This is a genomic window from Streptomyces sp. NPDC008086 (assembly GCF_042957325.1).
Taxonomy (GTDB): domain Bacteria; phylum Actinomycetota; class Actinomycetes; order Streptomycetales; family Streptomycetaceae; genus Streptomyces.
Window position 1 is genome coordinate 224,667 of sequence record NZ_JBIBIA010000006.1, and the last position, 21,284, is coordinate 245,950.

Below are 21,284 nucleotides of genomic sequence, written 5' to 3' on the forward strand. Positions count from 1 at the left end.
CTTCGTAGGAACAGCCAAAGCATGCCCGCATACGGCGCACTCGACCGCTACTTCAAGATCTCGGAGCGGGGCAGCACCCTGTCCCGGGAAATCCGCGGCGGTTTCGCCACCTTCTTCGCGATGGCCTACATCATCGTGCTGAACCCGATCATCCTCGGCAGCGCGAAGGACATGTACGGCCACCAGCTGGACAACGGACAGCTGGTGACGGCGACGGCCCTGACGGCCGCGTTCACCACGCTCCTCATGGGTGTCATCGGCAACGTACCGATCGCGCTCGCCGCCGGACTCGGCGTGAACTCGGTCGTCGCGCTCCAGCTGGCGCCGCGCATGTCCTGGCCGGACGCCATGGGCATGGTGGTCCTCGCCGGCTTCGTGGTCATGCTGCTCGTCGCCACGGGGCTGCGTGAGCGCGTCATGAACGCCGTGCCCTACAGCCTGCGCAAGGCCATCTCCATCGGCATCGGCCTGTTCATCATGCTGATCGGCCTCGTCGACTCCGGCTTCGTCTCCCGCATCCCGGACGTCGCCCAGACGACCGTGCCCCTCCAGCTCGGCGGCGACGGTCACCTCAACGGCTGGCCGGTCCTGGTCTTCGTCCTGGGCGCGCTGCTCACCCTCGCCCTCATCGTCCGCAAGGTCTCCGGCGCGATCCTGATCTCGATCGTCGCGATGACCGTGCTCGCGGTGATCATCGAGGCCGTCGCGAACGTGCCGTCCTGGGGCCTGACGACCCCGAAGTGGCCCGGCAACCCGGTCGCCAGCCCCGACTTCGGCCTGATCGGCGAGGTCAGCCTGTTCGGCGGCTTCGACAAGGTCGGCGCGCTGACCGGCGTCCTCTTCGTCTTCACGGTCCTGTTGTCCTGCTTCTTCGACGCCATGGGCACGATCATGGGCGTCAGCGACGAGGCGAAGCTGACCGACGCCCAGGGGCAGATGCCGGGCATCAACAAGGTGCTGTTCGTGGACGGCCTCGCCGTCGCCACGGGCGGCGCCAGCTCCTCCTCGGCCACCACCGCCTTCGTGGAGTCCACGGCCGGCGTCGGCGAGGGCGCCCGTACCGGCTTCGCGAACGTGGTCACCGGTGCCCTGTTCGCCGTGGCGCTGTTCCTGACGCCGGTCGCCACGATGGTCCCGTCCCAGGCGGCCACCCCGGCCCTGCTCGCGGTCGGCTTCCTGATCATGGCGAACTCCGTCAAGGAGATCGACTGGGCCGACTACACGGTCGCGATCCCGGCCTTCGTGACGATGCTGATGATGCCCTTCACCTACTCGATCACCAACGGCATCGGCATGGGCTTCATCACCTTCGCGGTGCTGCGCCTGGCCGCCGGGCGGGGGCGTGAGGTGCCGGTGGCGATGTACGTCGTGGCGGCGGTCTTCGGCTTCTACTACCTGATGCCGGCGCTGGGGCTGACGTAAGCCCTCTCACGTAAGCCCGTAGAACTTCTCTGTCTCCTCGACCGCGGACTGGAACCGCTCGTCGAAGTCATCGCGGATGAGCGTCCGGACGACATAGTCCTGGACGCTCATTCCTCTTTTCGCCGCATGCTCCTTGAGTCGCTCGAGCAGCTCGTGGTCTATCCGCAGGCTGAGCACGCTGGTCCCCATGGACACGAGGGTCTCTGCATACGTCGGTCCCGCGTGTCACGTTCCGCCACCGGATCACCCGGATGAGTGACATCGCATCGGGTGGTCCTTAGTCAGGGTAATGAGTTACTCTAAACAACATGTCGGACCTTACCCATGGCGACGACGTAGCCGCCGTGAACTCCCTGCGCTCCGCCGTGATGCGGCTGTCGCGTCGGCTCAAGCACCAGCGGGTCGACGAGTCGCTGAGCCCCACCGAGATGTCGGTGCTGGGCACCCTCTCCCTCTGCGGCAAGGCCACCCCCGGTGAGCTCGCCCGCAAGGAGCACGTCCAGCCGCCGTCGATGACCCGCATCGTCGCCCTGCTGGAGTCCAAGGGACTGGTCCGGCTGGAGCCGCACCCCGAGGACCGGCGCCAGAAGGTCGTCACGAAGACGGAGCAGGCCGAGGCGATGCTCGAGGAGAGCCGCCGCAAGCGCAACGCCTTCCTGGCCACCCTGGTCGAGGGCCTGGACGAGGACGAGTGGGCGAAACTGCGCGCCGCCGCCCCCGTGCTGGAGAAGCTCGCACATCTGTAAGCAGCCACGAGGAGGCGAACCCTGTTGAGTACGGGACCCGGAGCAGACTCCGCCCCCGCACCGACCGCCCACAACTCCCCGCCCGCCCCCGATCCCCGTAAGTCCTCGATGTTCAGCTCGCTGAAGGTCCGGAACTACCGCCTCTTCTTCCTCGGCCAGGTCGTCTCCAACACCGGTACGTGGATGCAGCGCATCGCCCAGGACTGGCTGGTGCTCAGCCTCACCGGCTCCGCCACGGCCGTCGGCATCACGACGGCCCTGCAGTTCCTGCCGATGCTGCTCTTCGGTCTCTACGGCGGTGTCCTCGTCGACCGGCTGCCCAAGCGCCGTACGCTCCTGGTCACCCAGTCCGCCATGGCCCTCACCGGCATCGCGCTGGCCGTCCTGACCCTCTCCGGTCATGTCGAGGTCTGGCACGTCTACCTGGCCGCCTTCGCGGTCGGTCTCGCCACGGTGGTCGACAACCCGGCCCGCCAGTCCTTCGTCAGCGAGATGGTCGGCCCGGACCAGCTCCAGAACGCGGTCAGCCTGAACTCCGCGAACTTCCAGTCGGCCCGGCTGATCGGCCCCGCCGTGGCCGGCCTGATGATCACCGGCGTCGGCACGGGCTGGGCGTTCCTCGCCAACGGCCTGTCCTTCGTCGCGCCCATCGCCGGTCTGCTGCTGATGCGGGCGCGTGAGCTGTACGACGTCCAGCGGGCGCCGCGCGGCAAGGGGCAGCTGCGGGAGGGGCTGCGCTATGTCGCCGGGCGCCCCGAGCTGATCTGGACGATCGTCCTCGCCGGGTTCGTCAGCACCTTCGGCTTCAACTTCCCCGTCTACCTGTCCGCCTTCGCCGACGACGTCTTCCACGCCGGCGCCGGCTCCTACAGCCTCTTCAACACCCTGATGGCGGTCGGCTCCCTGGCGGGCGCGCTGCTCGCGGCCCGGCGCGGTACGGCCCGGATGCGGGTGCTGGTCGTGGGGGCGGTGGCCTTCGGCGCGATGGAGATCGTCGCCGCGTTCGCCCCGTCCCTGTGGCTGTTCGCCCTGCTCATGGCCCCGATCGGCATGTTCGGCATGACGGTCAACGTCACCGCCAACAGCAGCATCCAGATGTCCACCGACCCGAGCATGCGGGGCCGTGTGATGGCCCTGTACATGATGGTCTTCATGGGCGGCGCCCCCCTGGGCGCCCCGATCGCCGGCTGGATCACGGACGCGTACGGCGTCCGGGCGGGCCTGGCGGCGGGCGGTGCGATCACGGCCACCGCGGCCGCCGTCATCGCCCTGGTGCTGGCCCGCGTGGGGGGACTGCGGTTGTCGGTGGGGTGGAATCAGGGGCATCCGAAGGTGCGGTTCGTTCCACGGGAGCGGCGGGAGGAGGAGCTGGCGACGGTGGCGTGACCGGGGGAGGGGCTGGGGGGTGTTGCGAAAGTCCCGCCTGCCGGGCGAAAGTCCCGCCTACGGGCGACGCCCGGCACGCACCCCCTAGACCCGTCGCGCCAGCACCTGCCCCGGCCAGTCGTCCTTGCCCGTGTACGTCTCGGTGCGGACGAAGCCGTTGTTCTCGTAGTAGCGGACCAGCTTGCCGTCGGCGCCGGCGTAGCAGTCCACGCGGAGCAGGGAGACGCCCGCTCGGCGGGTCTGCTCGGCGGCGTGGGTGAGGAGGGCGCTGCCCGTGCCGTGGCCCTTGAAACGGCGGTCGGAGGCGAGCCAGTGGATGTAACGCTCGGGCTCGCCGGGCGGCGGGAGGTGGGCGAGGTAGGCGCCGGGGGCGTCGGTGAGGGTGAGGGTGGCGGCCGGGACGCCGCCGACCTCGGCGATGAAGACGCTGCCCTCGTTCATGTGCCGGGTCACCGACTCCAGCGTCCCGGGGTTTTGCGACAGCGGCTCCGTCCCCCACTGTCCGGTGCGTCCCTGCCCGACCAGCCACTCCACGCAGCTGTCGAGCATGCCGAGTATCGCGGGGACGTCGTCGTGTCCGCCGTCCCTGATGGTGATCTCCATCCCGACATGGTGCCAGGCTGGATGTCATGAGACTCTTCGCCGCCGTACTGCCGCCCGAGGACGTGGCCGATGAACTGGCCGCGGAAGTAGCCCGGTTGCGGAACCTGCCCGGCTCGGGCGGGCTGCGCTGGACCGGCCGGCCCGGGTGGCACTTCACGCTCGCTTTCTACGGCGAGGTCGACGACGACCTCGTACCGGATCTGTCGGCGCGGCTGGAGCGGGCCGCGGGGCGCACCGCTTCCTTCCCGCTGGCGTTGCGCGGGGGCGGCCAGTTCGGGCACGGCAGGGCGTTGTGGGCGGGGGCGGAGGGGGATCTGGCGACGTTGGGGCTGCTGGCGGACCGGTGCGAGGCCGCGGCGCGGAAGGCCGGGGTGCCGATGGGGGAGCACCGGCGGTACAAGGCGCACCTCACGGTGGCGCGGAGTCGGGCAGCGGTGGACGTACGGCCGTATGTGGCTGTGCTTGACGAGTTCGGCAGCCGTAGCTGGACCGTGGACGCGGTGGTGCTCGTGCGCAGCCGCCTGCCCACGTCCGGGGTGGCGGGCGAGCAGCCCCGGTACGAGGTGGTCGCCCGCTGGTCGCTGGGAGGGGCCGGTTAGGCTCGGTCCCGTGGACCCGAAAACCCGGAACCGGATCATGGCCGGTGCGCTTGTGCTGATGTTCGCCCTGGTCGCGGTGGCGGCGGCGCTGGGCAGGTAGGCCCGCCGGGGAACTGTGGGGCCGTCGTTCGGCTGCGGGCCGGTGGGGGCTTGTCGCGCGGTTCCCCGCGCCCCTAGGGGCGTTGGGGGCGTCGCCGCTTGGCAGGCAACCGGCCCCTTGGAGTGGCGCAAGTCACCGTCGGTTGCCAGTGCGGGCCGGTGGGGGCTTGTCGCGCGGTTCCCGGCGCCCCTAGGGGTGTTGGGGGCGTCGCCGCTTGGCAGGCAACCGGCCCCTTGGAGTGGCGCAAGTCGCCGCCGGTTGCCAGTGCGGGCCGGTGGGGGCTTGTCGCGCGGTTCCCCGCGCCCCTAGGGGTGTTGGGGGCGCCGCCGCTTGGCAGGCAACAGCCCCTTGGAGCGTTGCAAGTCGCCGCCCTTTAGTAGGCAACGGGCCCCTTGGGGCGTCGGAAGTCGCCGTCCCTTACCAGGCGAACGCCTCCGGGGAGGGGCCCGGGCCCGGGAAGATCTCGTCCAGGTCAGCCAGGAGTTCCTCGCTCAGTTCCAGTTCCACGGAGCGCAGGGCGGAGTCGAGTTGTTCGGCGGTGCGGGGGCCGACGATGGGGCCGGTCACGCCGGGGCGGGTGAGCAGCCAGGCCAGGGCGGCCTCGCCGGGCTCCAGGCCGTGCTTGTCGAGCAGGTCCTCGTACGCCTGGATCTTCGCGTGCACCTCAGGGCCGGACATGGCGCCCGCGGCCCGCCCCTCGCTGCGTCGGCCGCCCTTGACCTCCTTCTTCAGCACGCCGCCGAGCGCACCGCCGTGCAGCGGCGACCACGGGATGATGCCGAGGCCGTACTCCTGCGCGGCCGGGATGACCTCCATCTCGGCGCGGCGCTCGTAGAGGTTGTAGAGGCACTGCTCGCTGACCAGGCCGATGGTGCCGCCGCGGCGGGCGGCGGTCTCGTTGGCCTGGGCGATCTTGTAGCCGGGGAAGTTGGACGAGCCGACGTACAGGATCTTGCCCTGCTGGACCAGGACGTCGATGGCCTGCCAGATCTCGTCGAAGGGGGTGGCGCGGTCGACGTGGTGGAACTGGTAGAGGTCGATGTGGTCGGTCTGCAGCCGCTTGAGCGACGCGTCGACGGCCCGCCGGATGTTCACGGCCGACAGCTTGTCGTGGTTGGGCCACGCCTCGCCGTCGGCGCCCATGTTGCCGTAGACCTTGGTGGCGAGGACGATCTTCTCGCGGCGCTCGCCGCCCTTGGCGAGCCAATTGCCGATGATCTCCTCGGTACGGCCCTTGTTGTCGCCCCAGCCGTAGACGTTCGCCGTGTCGAAGAAGTTGATGCCTGCGTCCAGCGCCGCGTCCATGATCGCGTGGCTGTCGGTCTCGTCGGTGTGCGGACCGAAGTTCATGGTGCCGAGGACGAGCCGGCTGACCTTGAGTCCCGTGCGTCCGAGCTGCGTGTACTTCATGGCACTCCACGCTAGCCGTGTGGAGTGCGCTCTAGGCAAGCGCTTCCCGCACTCCGGCGCCATGATCCTTGACGCTAACCAATGGTTAGTGCTTTCCTCTGGTGAGTACTAGCTTGAAGTTTCAATATACTTGGAAAGAGGGCACCGTGATCCCCACCTCTCCTGCCCGCAGGGCCCTTGTCGCCGCGCTCGCGGCAGCAGCCCTCGCCGTCCCCGCCGCGCCTGCGCTCGCGGCCACGCCGAGCGGCGCGGCGCACCATGCCGACTACGGCGACCAGGCGCGCCTCGCGTACCAGAAGTACGTGGCCGCCCGCGTCCTGAAGGGCGTGTTCGAGCGGGGCGACGCCGGGGTCGTCGACCGTTATGTCCGCCCGGACTACATCCAGCACAACCCGCTGGCGCCCGATGGTGCCGAGACGCTGAAGAACCTGGGCAGGGCCGTCCACGAGCAGTTCCCGGACTTCTCGTACGACATCAAGCGGGTCATCTCCGAGGGCGACCTCGTGCTCGTGCACTCCAACGTCGTCGCGACGCCGGGCACGCGCGGCCAGGCCGTCTTCGACATCTTCCGCTTCCAGGGCGGGAAGATCGCCGAGCACTGGGACGTGGGGCAGGACGTTCCCGCGAGCTCCGCCAACGGGAACGACATGTTCTCCACGGTGAGTCGGCCGCGGACGGAGCAGCCGGGGGCGGGGTGGCTGACCGCGTACAACAAGCGGCTCGTGACCAAGGCCTTCGACCAACTGATCGTGCGCAAGGATCTCACCGCGCTCGACCGTTACTGGGGGCCCGAGTACCACCAGCACAACCCGAACATCGCGGACGGGGTGGCGGGGGCGAGGGCCGGGCTCGGCGGGTTCTTCGAGCAGTTCCCGCAGCTGAAGGTCACGCCCAAGCGGGTGATCGCCGAGGGGGACCTCGTCGCGGTGCACAGTCACTACGTGGCCGTGCCGGGGGAGCGGGGGCAGGCCGTGGTGGATCTGTTCCGGGTGCGGGGCGGCAAGATCGTGGAGCACTGGGACGTGCTTCAGGACGTTCCGGCTACGTCGGCGAACGACAACGGGATGTTCTAGGAGGGGAGTCGAGGAGGCCGGCGCCGCGCTCGTGGCGTACGGGGGTGTGCGGGGCCGGCCTCCTGACGGGCGTGACCTGGCCGGGCGGGGCGGCGGTCGGATGGCGTTGGGCGCGGTGGCCGTCGGCCGTTCGGGGTGGCGTTGGGTGTGGTGGCCGTCGGCCGGTCGAGGCCGGCGTGGGTGCCGTGGTCGTCAGAGCTGGTGTGCGGCCGGGTGCAGCGACGCGAACACGGCTCGGGCGCGGGTGTCGTCCGGGGATTGCCAGGCGCCGATGACGTGACCGATGGCGCCCGGGGGAGCGGTGTCCGGGGCGGTGGGCCGCAGAACCCGGTGGATACGGAGCGTCGCGCCGCCCCGGTGCGGGAGTCGCGTGCCGTACTCGGCGTCGTCCGTGGCCGTCATGGGCCAGTCCCCGGAGGGCAGGCCGTCGCCGGCGTAGAAGCGGGCGACCTCGTGGTCGGGGGTGTCGGTCAGGCTCTGGGCCTGGGCCTGGACGCGACCCTCGATCAGGGCCAGCAACTGGGCGACCAGCACCGGGTCATGGGCGCCGTCGTACGCCCAACGCGGGCCCAGTACGCCGTGCTCCATCGTGCCGACGAGGGCCTTCTCCGCGCCCTCGAGCGGGGCGCCTCGGTAGGTGAGCGGCACGAGGTAGTTCACCGGGTCGGCGCCGGAGGCGTCCGTGGCCACCATGAACTCGATGCCGACCTCGCCCTCGGGGTCGTCCAGCCGAAAGCCGCCGGTCCTGGTCAACGCCGGGGCGCTGGTACCGACGTACCAGGGGCGGGTGGGCAGCCAAGAGGCCAGCAGTTCGAGCTTGGTGGGCTTGAGGGTGGTGTCGTGGATGACGGCCATGCCGCTCAGTTTGTCATCAGTCGCGGGGGAACTCGTCGGTTTTCAGGGTGAGGCCGAGGAGGGTGGTGGTCATGTCGACGTCGCCGCCGAAGGCGAAGGACGGTCATCGTGGCGCTCCTCCCCGGCTGCCCCATGGACGAGTGCAGCCGCGCAGTACAACGATACGCACAGGACCGCGACACGGAGAGGAAGCTCACATGCCGCCCCTCGGTACCCGGCACCTGCTCCCCCTCCTTCACCGCACCCTCCCCGACACCGTCCTCGGCATCTACCTCCACGGCTCCGCCACCCTCGGCGGCCTCCGCCCGCACAGCGACCTCGACGTCCTGGTCGTCGTCCGCGAACCCACCACGCTGGCCCAACGCCGGGTGCTGGTGGAGGAGTTGATGAAGGTGTCCGGCGGCGATGCCCGCCCCGTCGAGCTCATCGTCGTCGTACAGGGCGACGTACGGCCCTGGCGCTACCCGCCCGTCTGCGACTTCCTGTACGGGGAATGGCTGCGGGACGACTACGAACGCGGTGTGACCCCGGGCCCCGAGCCCAGCCCGGACCTCGCCCCGCTGCTCACCATGGTGCTGCTCGGGGACGCCCCGCTGCACGGCCCGCCGCCCGCCGACCTGCTCGACCCCGTCCCGCACGCGGACCTGCGGCGCGCGATCGTGGCCGGGGTGCCGGAACTGCTCGGCGACCTGGAGACCGACACCCGTAACGTCCTCCTCACCCTGGCGCGGATCTGGACCACCCTCGCCACAGGGGACATCCGGTCCAAGGACGCCGCCGCCGACTGGGCCCTTCCGAGGCTCCCCGCCGAACACCGGCCCGTCCTGGCGCACGCCCGTGCCGTCTACCTCGGTGAGGAGGACGAGCACCGGGACGGCGTGCTGTCGGCCGGGGTCCGCCCGTGCGCCGAGTTCCTCGTGCGGGCGATCGGGGGCGAGGAGGGTCAGGGCGCGTAGGGCTCGCCCAGGTCCCACGCCTGGTACATCGCCTCCGCGAACGCCTCCGCGATCTTGTGCTCACCGCTCGCGTTCGGGTGCGTGCCGTCGTAGGTGTCGAGATGGATGTCGTACGACGGGGGCGGGGACGTCAGCAGGAGGGGGGAGCGCGGCTCGTCGAGGTCCGCCAAGGCCTTCGCGAGGAGTTCGTTGAAGCGGGCGACCTCGGTGGCGAAGGGTTCCTCCGCCTCGGCACGGACGTTCGGGATCACCGGCAGCACGACGATCCGCACCCTGGGGTTGGCCGAGCGCGCCTCGGCCACGAAGGCCCGTACGTTCTCCGCCGTCTGCTCGGCGTTCGTGTAGAAGCCGAGGTCGATCAGGCCCAGCGACACCAGCAGCACGTCCGCCCGGCACGCCCGCACCGCCTCGCCGATCAGCGGCGCCATGTGCAACCAGCCCTCGCCCCAGCCGGCCAGGTGGGCGCGGGGGAAGGCCGGGTCGGGGTCGGCGTACTCGTACGACGTGGGCGCGTCCGTCGCCTTGTCGTAGAGCGTCTCGCGCGGGCCGACGAGGGCGAACGGGCCGCCGTACGTCTCCCGCAGGTGCTGCCACATGCGGTAGCGCCACGTGTGTTCACCGGCACTGCCGATGGTCTGGGAGTCGCCGACGGGCATGAACCTGAGCATCCGCTCATGATGGACGATCGCTACCTGGGGGTAGGAGCGGGCGGGGTGTGAAGCCTGCCACGCCGGGAGGACGCGCTGCCCGGGCGGGCCACCACCCGCCACCCGGCCGCCCTCCACCGGTCCCCCTCTCCCGACCCGGCCGCCGAATCGTCGGGCCGGATGGCAGTCTTGGCTCATGCGTCGACCGATCGCCCTTCTCGCCGGACTCATGCTCGCGGGGGCCTGCGCCCTGCCCGTCTCCGCCGCCTCCGCCGCCGACGGGGACGGCAAGGGCAACGAGGACTTCACGATCAAGGACCCGCGCATCACCGAGTCCAGCGGTCTCGCCGCCTCGCGTCAGCACCCCGGCATCTACTGGACGCACAACGACCAGGACGAGGGCGCCTACCTCTACGCCGTGGACAGCGGCACCGGCGAGACCGTCGCGAGGATCACCATGACCGGCGTGGGCACCCCGCGTGACGTCGAGGCGATCTCCATCGGGCCGAACAACGAGATCTGGGTCGGCGACATCGGCGACAACGACGGCGTGCAGTGGCCGTACGTCTGGATCTACCGTCTCCCCGAGCCCAAGACGCTGAAGGACCAGACGATCCGGGCCACGCAGTACGTCGTGAAGTACTCCGACGGCAGCCGCGACGCCGAGTCGCTCGCCGTGCACCCCAAGACCGGGCGCGTCTACATCATCGACAAGCAGGAGGACGGCGGGCACCTGTACGCGGGCCCGGCCGAGCTCTCCGCCTCCGGCACCAACGTCTTCAAGCCCACCGTCCCCGTCGACATGTGGGCCACCGACGCCGCGTTCTCCCCGGACGGCAGGACCCTCGCCGTGCGCGGCTACTTCGGCGGCATCGCCTACGACTGGAACGGCGGCAAGCTCAAGCGGCTGGAGCGCATCGGCGTCCCCCTCGGCCAGGGCGAGTCCGCCAGCTACTCCACCGACGGCACCAAGCTGATGCTCGGCAGCGAGGGCGTCGGCAGCGCGGTGGTGGCGGAACCCGCACCCGGCGACGCCGGCTCCTCCGACTCGTCGTCCGGGAGCGGCAGTTCGGCTTCGACGGACGACGGGGGCGACAGCCCTGAGGGCAAGCTCAAGGTCGGTGCCTTCGCTGTGATCGCCGCGTGTGTCGTCCTGTTCGGGATGCGGCGGCTGCTGCGCCGGAAGTGATGGCCGGGGTGAACGGCCTCGGACGACACCGGCCGGGCTGAGGCGAACCACAGGCGCGCGCGGCGGACTCGGCCCCACCTGACGCGACCTACCCCCGCCCCTCGGCCCCCCGCCGCGCCACGAAAACCTCCAGACCGTCCAGGATCCGCTGCAACCCGAACTCGAAGTGGTCGAAGTCGGGGCCCCAGGTGTTCTCGTCGAGGGAGGCGAGGAGGGGGTAGCGGCCGGAGGCCATGATCTTCTCCAGCATCGGGGTCTGGGCCTGCCAGAACTCCGTGTCCGTCAGGCCCGTCCGGCGCTCCGCCTCCTGCGCGTACAGCTGGGTGCGCGCGGCTCCGACGACGTAGCCGTCGATCATGATGATCGCCGAGACCAGTTCGGGGTCGGTGAGGCCCATCGGCTTGATGCGGTCGAGGACCTTCTCCATGCCGTCGAGGGCGCTCGGACCGAGGATCGGGCGGGACTGGTTGACCTGGAGCAGCCAGGGGTGGCGGCGGTAGAGGTCGAGGGTCGCGCGGCCCATGGCCTCCAGCGCCGAGCGCCAGCTGCCGTCGCCGAGGTCGGCGGGGTTCTCGGAGGGGCGCTGGACGCGGTCCAGCATGAGGTCGAGGAGCTCGGCCTTGCCGGGGAGGTACCGGTACAGCGACATCGTGCCGGTGCCCAGCTCCGCGGCGACCCGGCGCATCGACACCGACTCCAGCCCCTCCGCGTCCGCCACCCGGACGGCCGCTTCCACGATCTGGTCCAGCGTCAGGGCCGGCTTGGGGCCGCGACTGGGCCGTCGGCCGGTCTCCCACAGGAGCTCGAGGGTGCGGACGATATCGCCGCTGCCACTGGTCTCCGTACCGCCGCTACCGCCCTCGCCGCTCGTCATGCGCTTCAGCTTAAGTCCTTCGGGAAAAACTGGGTACGGTGTACGCGCAATCGGGTACGGTGTACCCAGTTAAAGGAAAGGGGGACCCCCATGGGTGACGGAAGCGGCGGACACGGCGACGGATACGCGGTGCGGGCCGAAGGGCTGGAGAAGCGCTACGGCGAGAAGCGCGCCCTCGACGGCTTCGATCTGGCCGTACGGGAGGGCACCGTGCACGGCCTGCTCGGGCCCAACGGTGCCGGCAAGACCACCGCCGTGCGCATCCTGTCCACGCTGGTCAAGCTGGACGGCGGCCGTGCGACGGTGGCCGGACTGGACGTGGCCCGCGACCCGCGCGAGGTACGGGCGCGGATCGGACTCACCGGGCAGTACGCGGCCGTGGACGAGGTGCTGACCGGCCGGCAGAACCTGGAGATGTTCGGCCGGTTGTTCCACCTCGGCGGCAGTCGCGCCAAGCTGCGCGCCACGGAACTGCTGGAGCAGTTCGACCTGACCGACGCCGCCGACAAGGGCGTGGGGAAGTACAGCGGCGGCATGCGGCGCCGCCTCGACCTCGCCGCCTCCATGATCCTCGCCCCGGCCGTCCTCTTCCTCGACGAGCCGACGACGGGACTCGACCCCCGTAGCCGCGGCGAAGTCTGGGAGTCGGTGCGGGCGTTGGTGGCGAGCGGCACGACCGTACTGCTGACCACGCAGTATCTGGAGGAGGCCGACAAGCTGGCCTCGCAGATCACCGTCATCGACCAGGGGCGGGCCATCGCCGACGACACCCCGGACGGGCTGAAGAACCTGGTCGGCGGCGACCGTATCGAGGTCGTGGTCGCCGAGCGGTCCGACATCCCGCGCGTGGTGAAGGTGATCGCCCGGGTCTCGGACGGCGAACCGGAGGTCGACGAGGACGAGTCGCGGGTGCACGCCCCGGTCACCGACCGGGTCTCCGCGCTCACCGAGGTGGCGCGCACCCTCCAGGACGAGGGCGTCCAGGTCGAGGACATCGGGCTGCGCAGGCCGAGTCTCGACGACGTGTTCCTGCGGCTGACCGGTCACCGCACCGAGTCCACCCCGTCGGCAGAGAAGGAGGCCGTCGCATGACCGCCGTAGACCTGACCGTCCCGGCCACGCACGGCCGCCTGTACTGGGCGCTCGCCGACGTCTGGAACATCGTCCGCCGCGGCATCACCCACTACCAGCGCCAACCGGTCAACATCGCCTGGCAGTTGGGCTTCCCGATCCTGTCCGTCCTCCTCTACGGCTATGTCTTCGGCAGTGCCATGAAGGTGCCCGGCGGCGGGGACTACAAGGACTTCCTGATGCCGGGCATGTTCGTGATGACGATGGCCTTCGGCTTCATCAACACCGCGACGCTGGTCGTCTACGACTCCACCAAGGGCGTCATCGACCGTTTCCGCTCCATGCCGATGGCCTCCTCCGCGGTGGTCGCCGGGCGCGGGATCACCGATCTGCTCGCCGCCTGCGCCGAGTTGGCGATCATGATGCTGACGGCCTTCGCGATGGGCTGGCGCCCGGACGGCGGCCTCGGCTTCCTCGGCGCCTTCGGTCTGCTGCTGTGGCTGCGGTTCGCGCTGATCTGGATCGGCGTGTGGCTGGGGCTGCTGGTGCCCAACCCGGAGGCCGCCGGCGGCCTGTTCGCCGTCGCCTTCCCGCTCACGATGATCTCCAGCATCTTCGTCGCGCCCCAGCTGATGCCCGACTGGCTGGGCTGGGTGGCGGCCTGGAACCCGATCTCCTCCACGGCGGCGGCCAGCCGCGAACTGTTCGGGGTGCCGGGCGAGGCGGTGGCCGGGGACTCCTGGGTCGAGCAGCACGCCCTGCTGATGGCGGGGGTGTGGCCGGTGATCCTCACGGTGATCTTTCTGCCGCTGGCGGTGCGCCGTTTCCAGAAGCTGAGCCGGTGACGGGGCTGGATCGGGCCTGATCTGGACGGGCCTCGGCGGGCGTCGTCGGGTCCGGTTCAGCCCGGTCGGGTCCGGGCTGAACCGGTGAATGCCCGCGCACCTCCTTGACGTGCCCATGGCGCGTCAGTTTCCTGGGAGGTGCGCGGCGCATGGGAGCGCTCCCATCGTTCCGGGGCCGCGCCACCCCGAGAGGAACAAGGACATGTTCCGCAGCTTGCGAAGAGCGTTGTGCGTGGCCGCGGCGGCACTGCTGCTACCGCTGGGGGCCGGGGCGCAGGCCGCCGACGCGGCGAGGTCCGGTGAGCTACGGGCCACCGCCGACGTCGCCGCCGATGTCGCCGCCGAGGCAGGTGCCGGCTACTGGCACACCAGCGGCCGGCAGATCCTGGACGCGGCCGGGCGGCCGGTCCGTATCGCCGGGATCAACTGGTTCGGCTTCGAGACCGGCAACCACGTCGTCCACGGCCTGTGGGCCCGCGACTACAAGAGCATGCTCGACCAGATGACCTCGCTGGGCTACAACACCCTCCGCCTGCCCTTCAGCGACGACATCCTCAAGCCCGGCACGATGCCGGACAGCGTCAACTACGCCGACGGCAAGAACGCGGACCTGCGAGGGCTGACGTCCTTGCAGGTCATGGACAGGATCGTGGCGTACGCCGGTCAGATCGGCCTGAAGATCGTCCTCGACCGGCACCGTCCCGACGCGGGCGGCCAGTCGGCGCTCTGGTACACCTCGGCGGTCCCCGAGTCGACCTGGATCGCCAACCTCAAGGCGCTGGCCACGCGTTACGCCGGCAACCCGACCGTCGTCGGCATCGACCTGCACAACGAGCCGCACGACCCCGCCTGCTGGGGCTGCGGCGACACGACCCGCGACTGGCGCCTCGCCGCCCAGCGGGCCGGCAACGCGGTCCTGTCCGCCAACCCGAACCTCCTCGTCATGGTCGAGGGCGTCCAGTCGTACAACGGCGTCAACGGCTGGTGGGGCGGCAACCTCATGGGCGTCGCCCAGCACCCGGTCCAGCTGGACGTCCCCAACCGGCTCGTCTACTCGGCCCACGACTACGCCACCAGCGTCGCCCAGCAGCCGTGGTTCAGCGACCCGTCCTTCCCCGACAACCTGCCGGGCGTCTGGGACAAGTACTGGGGCTACATCTTCAAGCAGAACATCGCCCCGGTCTGGCTCGGCGAGTTCGGCACGACACTCCAGTCGGCCGCGGACCAGAAGTGGCTGACCACGCTGGTGACCTACCTCCGCTCGACCTCGACGTACGGCGCCGACTCCTTCCACTGGACGTTCTGGTCCTGGAACCCCAACTCCGGTGACACGGGCGGCATCCTCAAGGACGACTGGCAGACGGTGGACACGGTGAAGGACGGCTACCTGGCGAGCATCAAGGCGCCGGGCTTCCCGGCCGGCGGCGGGGGCGGCCCCGACCCGGACCCCGACCCGGGCGGCTCCACGGCGACCTGCACCGCCGCCTACAGCATCAGCAGCGACTGGGGTGGCGGTTTCAACGCCGAGGTGAAGGTGACCAACACGGGGGCGGCGCCGCTCAAGTCCTGGAAAGTGACGTGGAGCTGGAGCGGCGCCCAGAAGGTCACCAGCATGTGGAACGCGTCCTACACACAGAGCGGCGGCACGGTCAGCGCGTCGAACGTCGACCACAACGGGGCGCTCGGGGTCGGTGCTTCGGCGAGCTTCGGCTTCTCGGGGACGCCTGGGGGCGGGGGTGCGCCTGGTGTGAGCTGCACGGCGACCTGAGTGCGAGGTGGACGGCTACGTGAGGGTGAGGGGCGCCCGGGTTCGGTGCCGGACGCCCCTGCACGCAACGAAGGGCGCCCCGCGGTGATCCGCCGGGGCGCCCTTCGCTGTTCTGTGCCGAGGGGTACATCCTGTTTACTCGGCATTACGTAATAACGTAATGTCGAGTAGGACTGGTGATCTCGACGGGGGAGCAACCCATGAACCGAAGGAAGTTTCTCGGCGCGACGGCGACGGTTACGGCGGCGGCAGGAGTGTCGCTGCTGCCGGGCAACGCCGCAGCCGCCGGCGACGGCCTGCCCGCGCTTGTCAGGCGGTACCTGGATCAGGCGGTGGCCGCGGGCAGTCCAAGTGTGGTCTGCGGGGTGGTGCGTGGACGGCGTACATACGTGGAGGGCGCCGGCGCGGCGGCGGGGCGGTCGGCGCCGGACGGCAGGACGGTGTTCCAGCTCGGCTCCATCACCAAGACGCTCACCGCCACGGCTCTCGCGCGCGCCGCCGGTACGGGCGAGGCACGGCTGGACGCGCCGCTCGTGCTGCCCGCCGGGTTCCCCGTCCCGCGCAAGGGGAGTCGGCGCATCACCCTGGCCCACCTGGCGACCCACACCTCCGGTCTGCCCTCCCTGCCGCCGAACCTGCTCCCGGGAGCGGATCCGTACGACCCCTACGCGCACTACACGCTCGACGACCTGGCCGCCGGACTGCGGGTCACCGAGCTGGGCACCGAGCCGGGTGCGGTCCACGCGTACTCGAACCTGGGGTTCGGCCTGCTCGGCCAGGCGCTGGCCTTCGACGACGTCGACTCGATGCTGCGGCACCGGGTTGCGGAGCCGCTCGGCATGGTGGACACGACGACGACCCTGCGGCCGGACATGGCGTCCCGCAAGGTGGTCGGGCATCTCGAGGGGGAGCCGGTTCCGGACTGGCACGACCGGGTTCTCAGCGCGGCCGGGACGTCGATGTACAGCACCGCCGACGACATGGTGCGCTTCCTGCGCGCCCAACTCCGGCCCGCCAGCTCGCCGTTGCGGGACGCGATCGAAGTGACCCAGCGGCCCCGGTTCACGGTGGACCGGAACCTGCGCCTGGGCCTCGGCTGGCACCTGAGCCGGCTGCCCGGCGGCTCCACCATGACCTGGCACAACGGCGGCACCGGCGGGTTCAGCACCTGCGCCGCGTTCAGCCGCGAGAGGGGCGTGGCGGTGGTCATGATGGTGAACACCTTCAGCGAGGAGACCCCGACCGCCGCCCGCCCGGTCGACGCCCTCACCTTCCGGCTGCTCGGCGAACTCGGCGCGGCCTGAACACGACGAAGGGCGCCCGGTGTTCGCCGGGCGCCCTTCGTCGTCGTGGGAGAGCGACTACAGCTTCTCGATCACGTAGTCGATGCACTTCGTCAGCGCCTCGATGTCCGCCGGGTCGATCGCCGGGAACATGGCGACGCGGAGCTGGTTGCGGCCGAGCTTGCGGTAGGGCTCGGTGTCGACGATGCCGTTGGCGCGGAGGGTCTTGGCGACGGCTGCCGCGTTGATCTCGTCGCTGAAGTCGATCGTGCCGATGACGGCCGAGCGCTTGGCCGGGTCGGTGACGAACGGGCTGGCGTACTTGATGTCCTCGGCCCAGCCGTACAGCGTGCGGGCGGAGGTGGCCGTGCGGCGGACCGCCCAGTCGAGGCCGCCCTGGCCGTTGATCCACTCCAGCTGCTGGTTCAGGAGGAAGAGAGTGGAGAGGGCGGGGGTGTTGTACGTCTGGTTCTTGCGGGAGTTGTCGATCGCCGTGGGGAGCGAGAAGAACTCCGGGATGTGGCGGCCGGACGCGTGGACGCGCTCGGCGCGCTCGATCGCGGCCGGGGAGAAGACGCCGATCCACAGGCCGCCGTCGGAGGCGAAGGACTTCTGCGGGGCGAAGTAGTAGACGTCCGTCTCGGAGACGTCGACCGGGAGGCCGCCGGCGCCCGAGGTGGCGTCGACCAGGACCAGGGAGCCCTCGTCCGCGCCCGCCACACGCTTGATCGGCATGGCGACACCGGTCGAGGTCTCGTTGTGGGTGAAGGCGTAGACGTCCACGCCCGGCTCGGCCCGCGGCTCCGGGTGCGTGCCGGGGTCGCTGGCGATGACGGTGGGCTCGGCCAGCCAGGGGGCCAGCTTGGCGGCCTTGGCGAACTTCGAGCTGAACTCGCCGAAGTTCAGGTGCTGCGACTTGTTCTCGATCAGGCCGTGCGTCGCGACGTCCCAGAACGCCGTCGAGCCGCCGTTGCCGAGGATGACCTCGTAGCCCTCGGGGAGCTGGAACAGCTCGCGGATGCCCTCGCGCACCTGGCCGACCAGGTTCTTGACCGGGGCCTGGCGGTGGGAGGTACCGAGGAGGGAGGCTCCGGTCGCGGCCAGCGCGTCCAGCGCTTCCGTCCGCACCTTGGAGGGGCCCGCGCCGAAACGTCCGTCGGCGGGCTTGATGTCAGCGGGAATCTGGATCTCAGCCACGATGGGAGCGTAGCTGTTTCGGGAAACCTGGGTGAAACCTGGTCCGTCGGGTGAGACGGCGTTTTCGTGAGCGTCTCCCCGGGGGCTGCCGCCCCCAGACCCCCGCTTCGGCCCTGAAGGGGCCTTGCCCTCAAACGCCGGACGGGCCGAGTTTGCTGGCCGTCAGCTGGTTTGCTGGAGGTATGACGGATCTTGAGGCTGCTCTGCGAACCGTCGTCCGGGGCGAGGTCGGGTTCGATGTCACCTCCCGGGCGCTGGTCACCATGGACGCTTCCAACTACCGGCGAGTCCCCCTGGGTGTGGTCGCACCACATGATGCCGAGGACGTCGCCGCCGTGCTGGAGGTGTGTCGCGACCACATGGTGCCGGTCGTGGCCCGTGGCGGAGGCACCTCGATCGCGGGACAGGCCACCGGCACGGGTGTCGTCCTGGACTTCACGCGGCACATGAACAAGGTCGTGTCGCTGGACCCGGAGACCCGCACCGCCGTCGTCCAGCCCGGCCTCGTCCTCGACCGCCTCCAGGACGCCGCCGCCCCGCACGGGCTCCTTTTCGGGCCCGACCCCTCCACTCACAGCCGCTGCACGCTCGGCGGAATGATCGGCAACAACTCGTGCGGCGCGCACTCGGTGGCGTGGGGGACGACCGCGGACAGCGTGCGGGAGCTGGACGTCATCAGCGGGCGCGGGGAGCGGCTGCGGCTCGGGCGGGAGTGGGCCGGTGCGCCGGAGGGGCTGCGGGAACTGGTGGAGGGGGACCTCGCCCGGCTGCGGACCGGGTTCCCCGAGCTGCCCCGCCGTATCTCCGGATACGCGCTCGACGCGCTGCTGCCCGAGCGGGGCGCCGATGTCGCCCGTTCCTTCTGCGGCAGCGAGGGCACTCTCGGGATCCTCACCGAGGCGGTCGTACGCCTTGTGGAGGCGCCACGCGCGCGTGCGCTCGCCGTGCTGGCGTACCCCGACGAGAGCGCGGCGGCGGAGGCGGCCGCCGGGCTGCTGCCGTACGGGCCGCTCACGGTGGAGGGCATGGCGGCCGACCTGGTGCCCTCGCCGACCGCGCTGCCGGCGGGCGGCGCCTGGCTGTTCGTCGAGACGGGCGGGGAGTCGGAGGCGGAGGCACGCGCGCGTGCGGAGGCGATCGTGCGGGCCGCCGATGTCGTCGACGCCCTCGTCGTCACCGACCCGGCCGGGCAGCGGGCCCTGTGGCGCATCCGGGAGGACGCGAGCGGTACGGCGACCCGGATGCCGGACGGGAGCGAGGCCTGGCCCGGCTGGGAGGACTGCGCGGTGCCACCGGCCCGGCTCGGCGCCTACCTGCGGGACTTCCGCGCCCTGTTGACCGCCCATGGGCTGCGCGGCACCCCGTACGGGCACTTCGGCGACGGCTGCATCCACGTCCGTATCGACTTCGACCTGCTCACGGAGGCGGGCGTCGGCCGCTTCCGGCGCTTCTCGGAGGAGCTCGCCGAGGTCGTCGTGGCGCACGGCGGCTCGCTGTCCGGGGAGCACGGGGACGGGCAGGCCCGGGCCGAACTGCTCCCGAAGATGTACGGGGAGGAGCTGGTCGGTCTCTTCGAGCGGGCCAAGGGCGTGTGGGACCCGGACGATCTGCTCAACCCGGGCATGCTCGTGCGCCCCGCCCCCCTCGACTCCAACCTCCGCTTCTCCGTCCTGCCCCGGAAGCCGGTCGACGTCGCCTTCGGGTATCCGGCCGACGGCGGCGACTTCTCGGCGGCCGTTCGGCGCTGCGTCGGGGTCGCCAAGTGCCGTACGACCTCGGCGACCGGCTCCGCCGTGATGTGCCCGTCCTTCCGGGCCACCGGCGACGAGGAGCACTCCACGCGCGGGCGTGCCCGGCTGCTGCACGAGATGCTCGCCGGGGAACTGGTGACCGACGGGTGGCGTTCGACGGAGGTGCGGGACGCGCTGGATCTGTGCCTGGCCTGCAAGGGCTGCCGGTCCGACTGTCCGGTCGAGGTCGACATGGCGACGTACAAGGCGGAGTTCCTGCACCACCACTACGAGGGACGGCGCCGCCCGGCCGCGCACCACAGCATGGGGCGGCTGCCGGAGTGGCTGCGGCTCGTGGCACGCACGCGTACCGCTTCGCTGGTCAACGCGCTCGCCGGTGTACGGCCGTTGGCGTGGACGGCGAAACGGCTCGGCGGTATCGCGCCGGAGCGGGAGATTCCGCGGCTGGCGACGCAGACGTTCAGCCGGTGGTGGGAGCGGCGGCGTGAGGGAGCGGCGGCGGCAGGCGGGGGCCTGGGCAGGAGTGGTGAGCTGGTCATCCTGTGGCCGGACACCTTCACCGAGCACCTCTCGCCGTCCGTGGGGCAGGCGGCCGTACGGGTGCTGGAGGCGGCCGGGCTGCGGGTGGCGTTGCCGCCGACGGTGCGGATGAGGACGCCATCGGGGGACGGGGGAGCCGGCGGGGGTGTGGCGGTGGCGATGGACCCGGTCTCGCTGCTCCGGGGGCGGGGGCGGGTCTGCTGCGGGCTGACGTACGTCTCCACGGGGCAGCTCGACCGTGCCCGCGCGGTGCTGCGCCGCACGCTCGACCTGATGGAGCCGGTGCTGGAGGGCCCCGCGCCGGTCGTCGTCCTGGAGCCGAGTTGCGCGGCGGCACTCCGCTCGGACCTGCCGGAGCTGCTGCACGACGATCCGCGGGCCCGCCGCCTGGCCGACCGCGTCCTGACCTTCGCGGAGGCGCTGGATCGGCTCGCTCCCGACTGGACGCCGCCCCGCCTGGACCGGCCGGTCACCGGGCAGACCCACTGCCATCAGCACGCGGTCCTGGGCGACGCGGCCGACCGCCGACTACGCGCGGCCGCGGGGCTGAGCGGGGAGCTGAGCGGCGGCTGCTGCGGTCTCGCGGGCAACTTCGGGTTCGAGGAGGGGCACTTCGAGGTGTCGGTGGCGTGCGCGGAGGAGCAGTTGCTGCCGGGCGTGCGGACGGCGCGGGAGGGGGCCGTGGTGCTGGCGGACGGGTTCTCGTGCCGGACACAGCTGGAACAGCTGGCGGGGGTGCGAGGGCGGCACCTGGCGGAGGTCCTGGCGGACGCACTGGAGGGCGGTGGCGATGTGGTGGGCGAAGAGTGAAGGGCGTCCTCCGTCCATGAGACCTGCCACCCCCACGCCTGCCGCGCGGAGCCCTCGCGGCCGCGGCCGCCGGTCTCGCCGCGCTGCTCCCCCTGCGAGGTGAACGTGCGCTGCGCGATCGTCACCCGGGCCGACTTCACGGCCACCGGAGTGAGGCTC

At 71.0% G+C, this 21,284-nt stretch carries 19 protein-coding genes; 12 read left to right on the forward strand and 7 right to left on the reverse strand.

What is annotated here, in order from left to right:
* Positions 1-21 precede the first annotated feature (21 nt).
* The gene (locus tag ACFZBP_RS22430) at positions 22-1,422 is read left to right on the forward strand and encodes an NCS2 family permease (RefSeq protein ID WP_383447313.1); all 1,401 of its coding nucleotides are present in this window, start codon (positions 22-24) and stop codon (positions 1,420-1,422) included.
* Positions 1,423-1,428: 6 nt separating this feature from the next.
* Here the strand turns inward: ACFZBP_RS22430 and ACFZBP_RS22435 are convergent, their stop codons facing one another.
* On the reverse strand, positions 1,429-1,611 hold the full coding sequence (locus ACFZBP_RS22435) for a ribbon-helix-helix protein, CopG family (RefSeq protein ID WP_030048376.1): 183 nt from the start codon (positions 1,609-1,611) through the stop codon (positions 1,429-1,431).
* Between the two features lie 119 nt (positions 1,612-1,730).
* Between ACFZBP_RS22435 and ACFZBP_RS22440 the strand changes: the two genes are divergently transcribed.
* Both ACFZBP_RS22440 and ACFZBP_RS22445 read left to right on the forward strand, forming a co-directional pair.
* Positions 1,731-2,168 (forward strand): MarR family winged helix-turn-helix transcriptional regulator, encoded by a 438-nt coding sequence (locus ACFZBP_RS22440; protein WP_234765143.1) that lies wholly within the window; start codon positions 1,731-1,733, stop codon positions 2,166-2,168.
* A 24-nt stretch (positions 2,169-2,192) separates the two neighbouring features.
* On the forward strand, positions 2,193-3,554 hold the full coding sequence (locus tag ACFZBP_RS22445) for an MFS transporter (protein WP_383447317.1): 1,362 nt from the start codon (positions 2,193-2,195) through the stop codon (positions 3,552-3,554).
* 84 nt (positions 3,555-3,638) lie between these two features.
* On the opposite strand, the gene ACFZBP_RS22450 is transcribed toward ACFZBP_RS22445, so the two are convergent.
* Complete coding sequence (locus ACFZBP_RS22450; protein ID WP_391415485.1) at positions 3,639-4,157, reverse strand: GNAT family N-acetyltransferase; 519 nt, start codon at positions 4,155-4,157, stop codon at positions 3,639-3,641.
* 26 nt (positions 4,158-4,183) lie between these two features.
* Here ACFZBP_RS22450 and thpR point away from each other — a divergent pair, with 26 nt between their 5' ends.
* Entirely contained in the window at positions 4,184-4,756 is a 573-nt protein-coding gene (gene thpR / locus ACFZBP_RS22455) for an RNA 2',3'-cyclic phosphodiesterase (protein ID WP_383447323.1), read from the forward strand.
* Positions 4,757-5,273: 517 nt separating this feature from the next.
* On the opposite strand, the gene ACFZBP_RS22460 is transcribed toward thpR, so the two are convergent.
* Positions 5,274-6,266 (reverse strand): aldo/keto reductase, encoded by a 993-nt coding sequence (locus ACFZBP_RS22460; protein WP_383447326.1) that lies wholly within the window; start codon positions 6,264-6,266, stop codon positions 5,274-5,276.
* A 146-nt stretch (positions 6,267-6,412) separates the two neighbouring features.
* On the opposite strand from ACFZBP_RS22460, the gene ACFZBP_RS22465 reads away from it, so the two are divergent.
* A complete protein-coding gene (locus ACFZBP_RS22465; RefSeq protein ID WP_391415488.1) occupies positions 6,413-7,339 on the forward strand; it encodes a nuclear transport factor 2 family protein in 927 nt (308 codons plus the stop codon).
* A 192-nt stretch (positions 7,340-7,531) separates the two neighbouring features.
* On the opposite strand, the gene ACFZBP_RS22470 is transcribed toward ACFZBP_RS22465, so the two are convergent.
* Entirely contained in the window at positions 7,532-8,194 is a 663-nt protein-coding gene (locus ACFZBP_RS22470; RefSeq protein WP_391415490.1) for a 1,4-alpha-glucan branching protein, read from the reverse strand.
* 197 nt (positions 8,195-8,391) lie between these two features.
* On the opposite strand from ACFZBP_RS22470, the gene ACFZBP_RS22475 reads away from it, so the two are divergent.
* A complete protein-coding gene (locus tag ACFZBP_RS22475) occupies positions 8,392-9,150 on the forward strand; it encodes an aminoglycoside adenylyltransferase family protein (RefSeq protein WP_391415492.1) in 759 nt (252 codons plus the stop codon).
* Here the strand turns inward: ACFZBP_RS22475 and ACFZBP_RS22480 are convergent.
* A complete protein-coding gene (locus ACFZBP_RS22480) occupies positions 9,138-9,818 on the reverse strand; it encodes a GDSL-type esterase/lipase family protein (RefSeq protein WP_391415494.1) in 681 nt (226 codons plus the stop codon). The two genes, ACFZBP_RS22475 and ACFZBP_RS22480, sit on opposite strands and share 13 nt — an antisense overlap.
* A gap of 175 nt (positions 9,819-9,993) precedes the next feature.
* Here ACFZBP_RS22480 and ACFZBP_RS22485 point away from each other — a divergent pair, with 175 nt between their 5' ends.
* Positions 9,994-10,986, forward strand: coding sequence for a WD40 repeat domain-containing protein (locus ACFZBP_RS22485; RefSeq protein ID WP_391415496.1), 993 nt, complete (start codon positions 9,994-9,996; stop codon positions 10,984-10,986).
* Positions 10,987-11,074: 88 nt separating this feature from the next.
* Here ACFZBP_RS22485 and ACFZBP_RS22490 read toward each other — a convergent pair whose 3' ends face one another.
* A complete protein-coding gene (locus tag ACFZBP_RS22490) occupies positions 11,075-11,860 on the reverse strand; it encodes a TetR/AcrR family transcriptional regulator C-terminal domain-containing protein (protein WP_391415498.1) in 786 nt (261 codons plus the stop codon).
* Between the two features lie 90 nt (positions 11,861-11,950).
* Between ACFZBP_RS22490 and ACFZBP_RS22495 the strand changes: the two genes are divergently transcribed.
* From ACFZBP_RS22495 to ACFZBP_RS22510, 4 genes are all read left to right on the forward strand, one after another.
* Positions 11,951-12,952 (forward strand): ATP-binding cassette domain-containing protein, encoded by a 1,002-nt coding sequence (locus tag ACFZBP_RS22495; protein ID WP_383447347.1) that lies wholly within the window; start codon positions 11,951-11,953, stop codon positions 12,950-12,952.
* Positions 12,949-13,776: an ABC transporter permease gene (locus ACFZBP_RS22500; RefSeq protein ID WP_383447350.1), complete on the forward strand. Its 828-nt coding sequence runs from the start codon at positions 12,949-12,951 to the stop codon at positions 13,774-13,776. The genes ACFZBP_RS22495 and ACFZBP_RS22500 overlap by 4 nt, the downstream gene beginning before the upstream one ends.
* A 202-nt stretch (positions 13,777-13,978) precedes the next feature.
* Positions 13,979-15,544: a cellulase family glycosylhydrolase gene (locus tag ACFZBP_RS22505; RefSeq protein WP_391415501.1), complete on the forward strand. Its 1,566-nt coding sequence runs from the start codon at positions 13,979-13,981 to the stop codon at positions 15,542-15,544.
* Positions 15,545-15,744: 200 nt separating this feature from the next.
* Positions 15,745-16,848 (forward strand): serine hydrolase, encoded by a 1,104-nt coding sequence (locus tag ACFZBP_RS22510; protein WP_391415503.1) that lies wholly within the window; start codon positions 15,745-15,747, stop codon positions 16,846-16,848.
* A gap of 57 nt (positions 16,849-16,905) precedes the next feature.
* Here ACFZBP_RS22510 and serC read toward each other — a convergent pair whose 3' ends face one another.
* Entirely contained in the window at positions 16,906-18,024 is a 1,119-nt protein-coding gene (serC, locus tag ACFZBP_RS22515) for a phosphoserine transaminase (protein WP_391415505.1), read from the reverse strand.
* Between the two features lie 182 nt (positions 18,025-18,206).
* Between serC and ACFZBP_RS22520 the strand changes: the two genes are divergently transcribed.
* A complete protein-coding gene (locus ACFZBP_RS22520; RefSeq protein ID WP_391415507.1) occupies positions 18,207-21,125 on the forward strand; it encodes an FAD-linked oxidase C-terminal domain-containing protein in 2,919 nt (972 codons plus the stop codon).
* Positions 21,126-21,284: the final 159 nt, after the last annotated feature.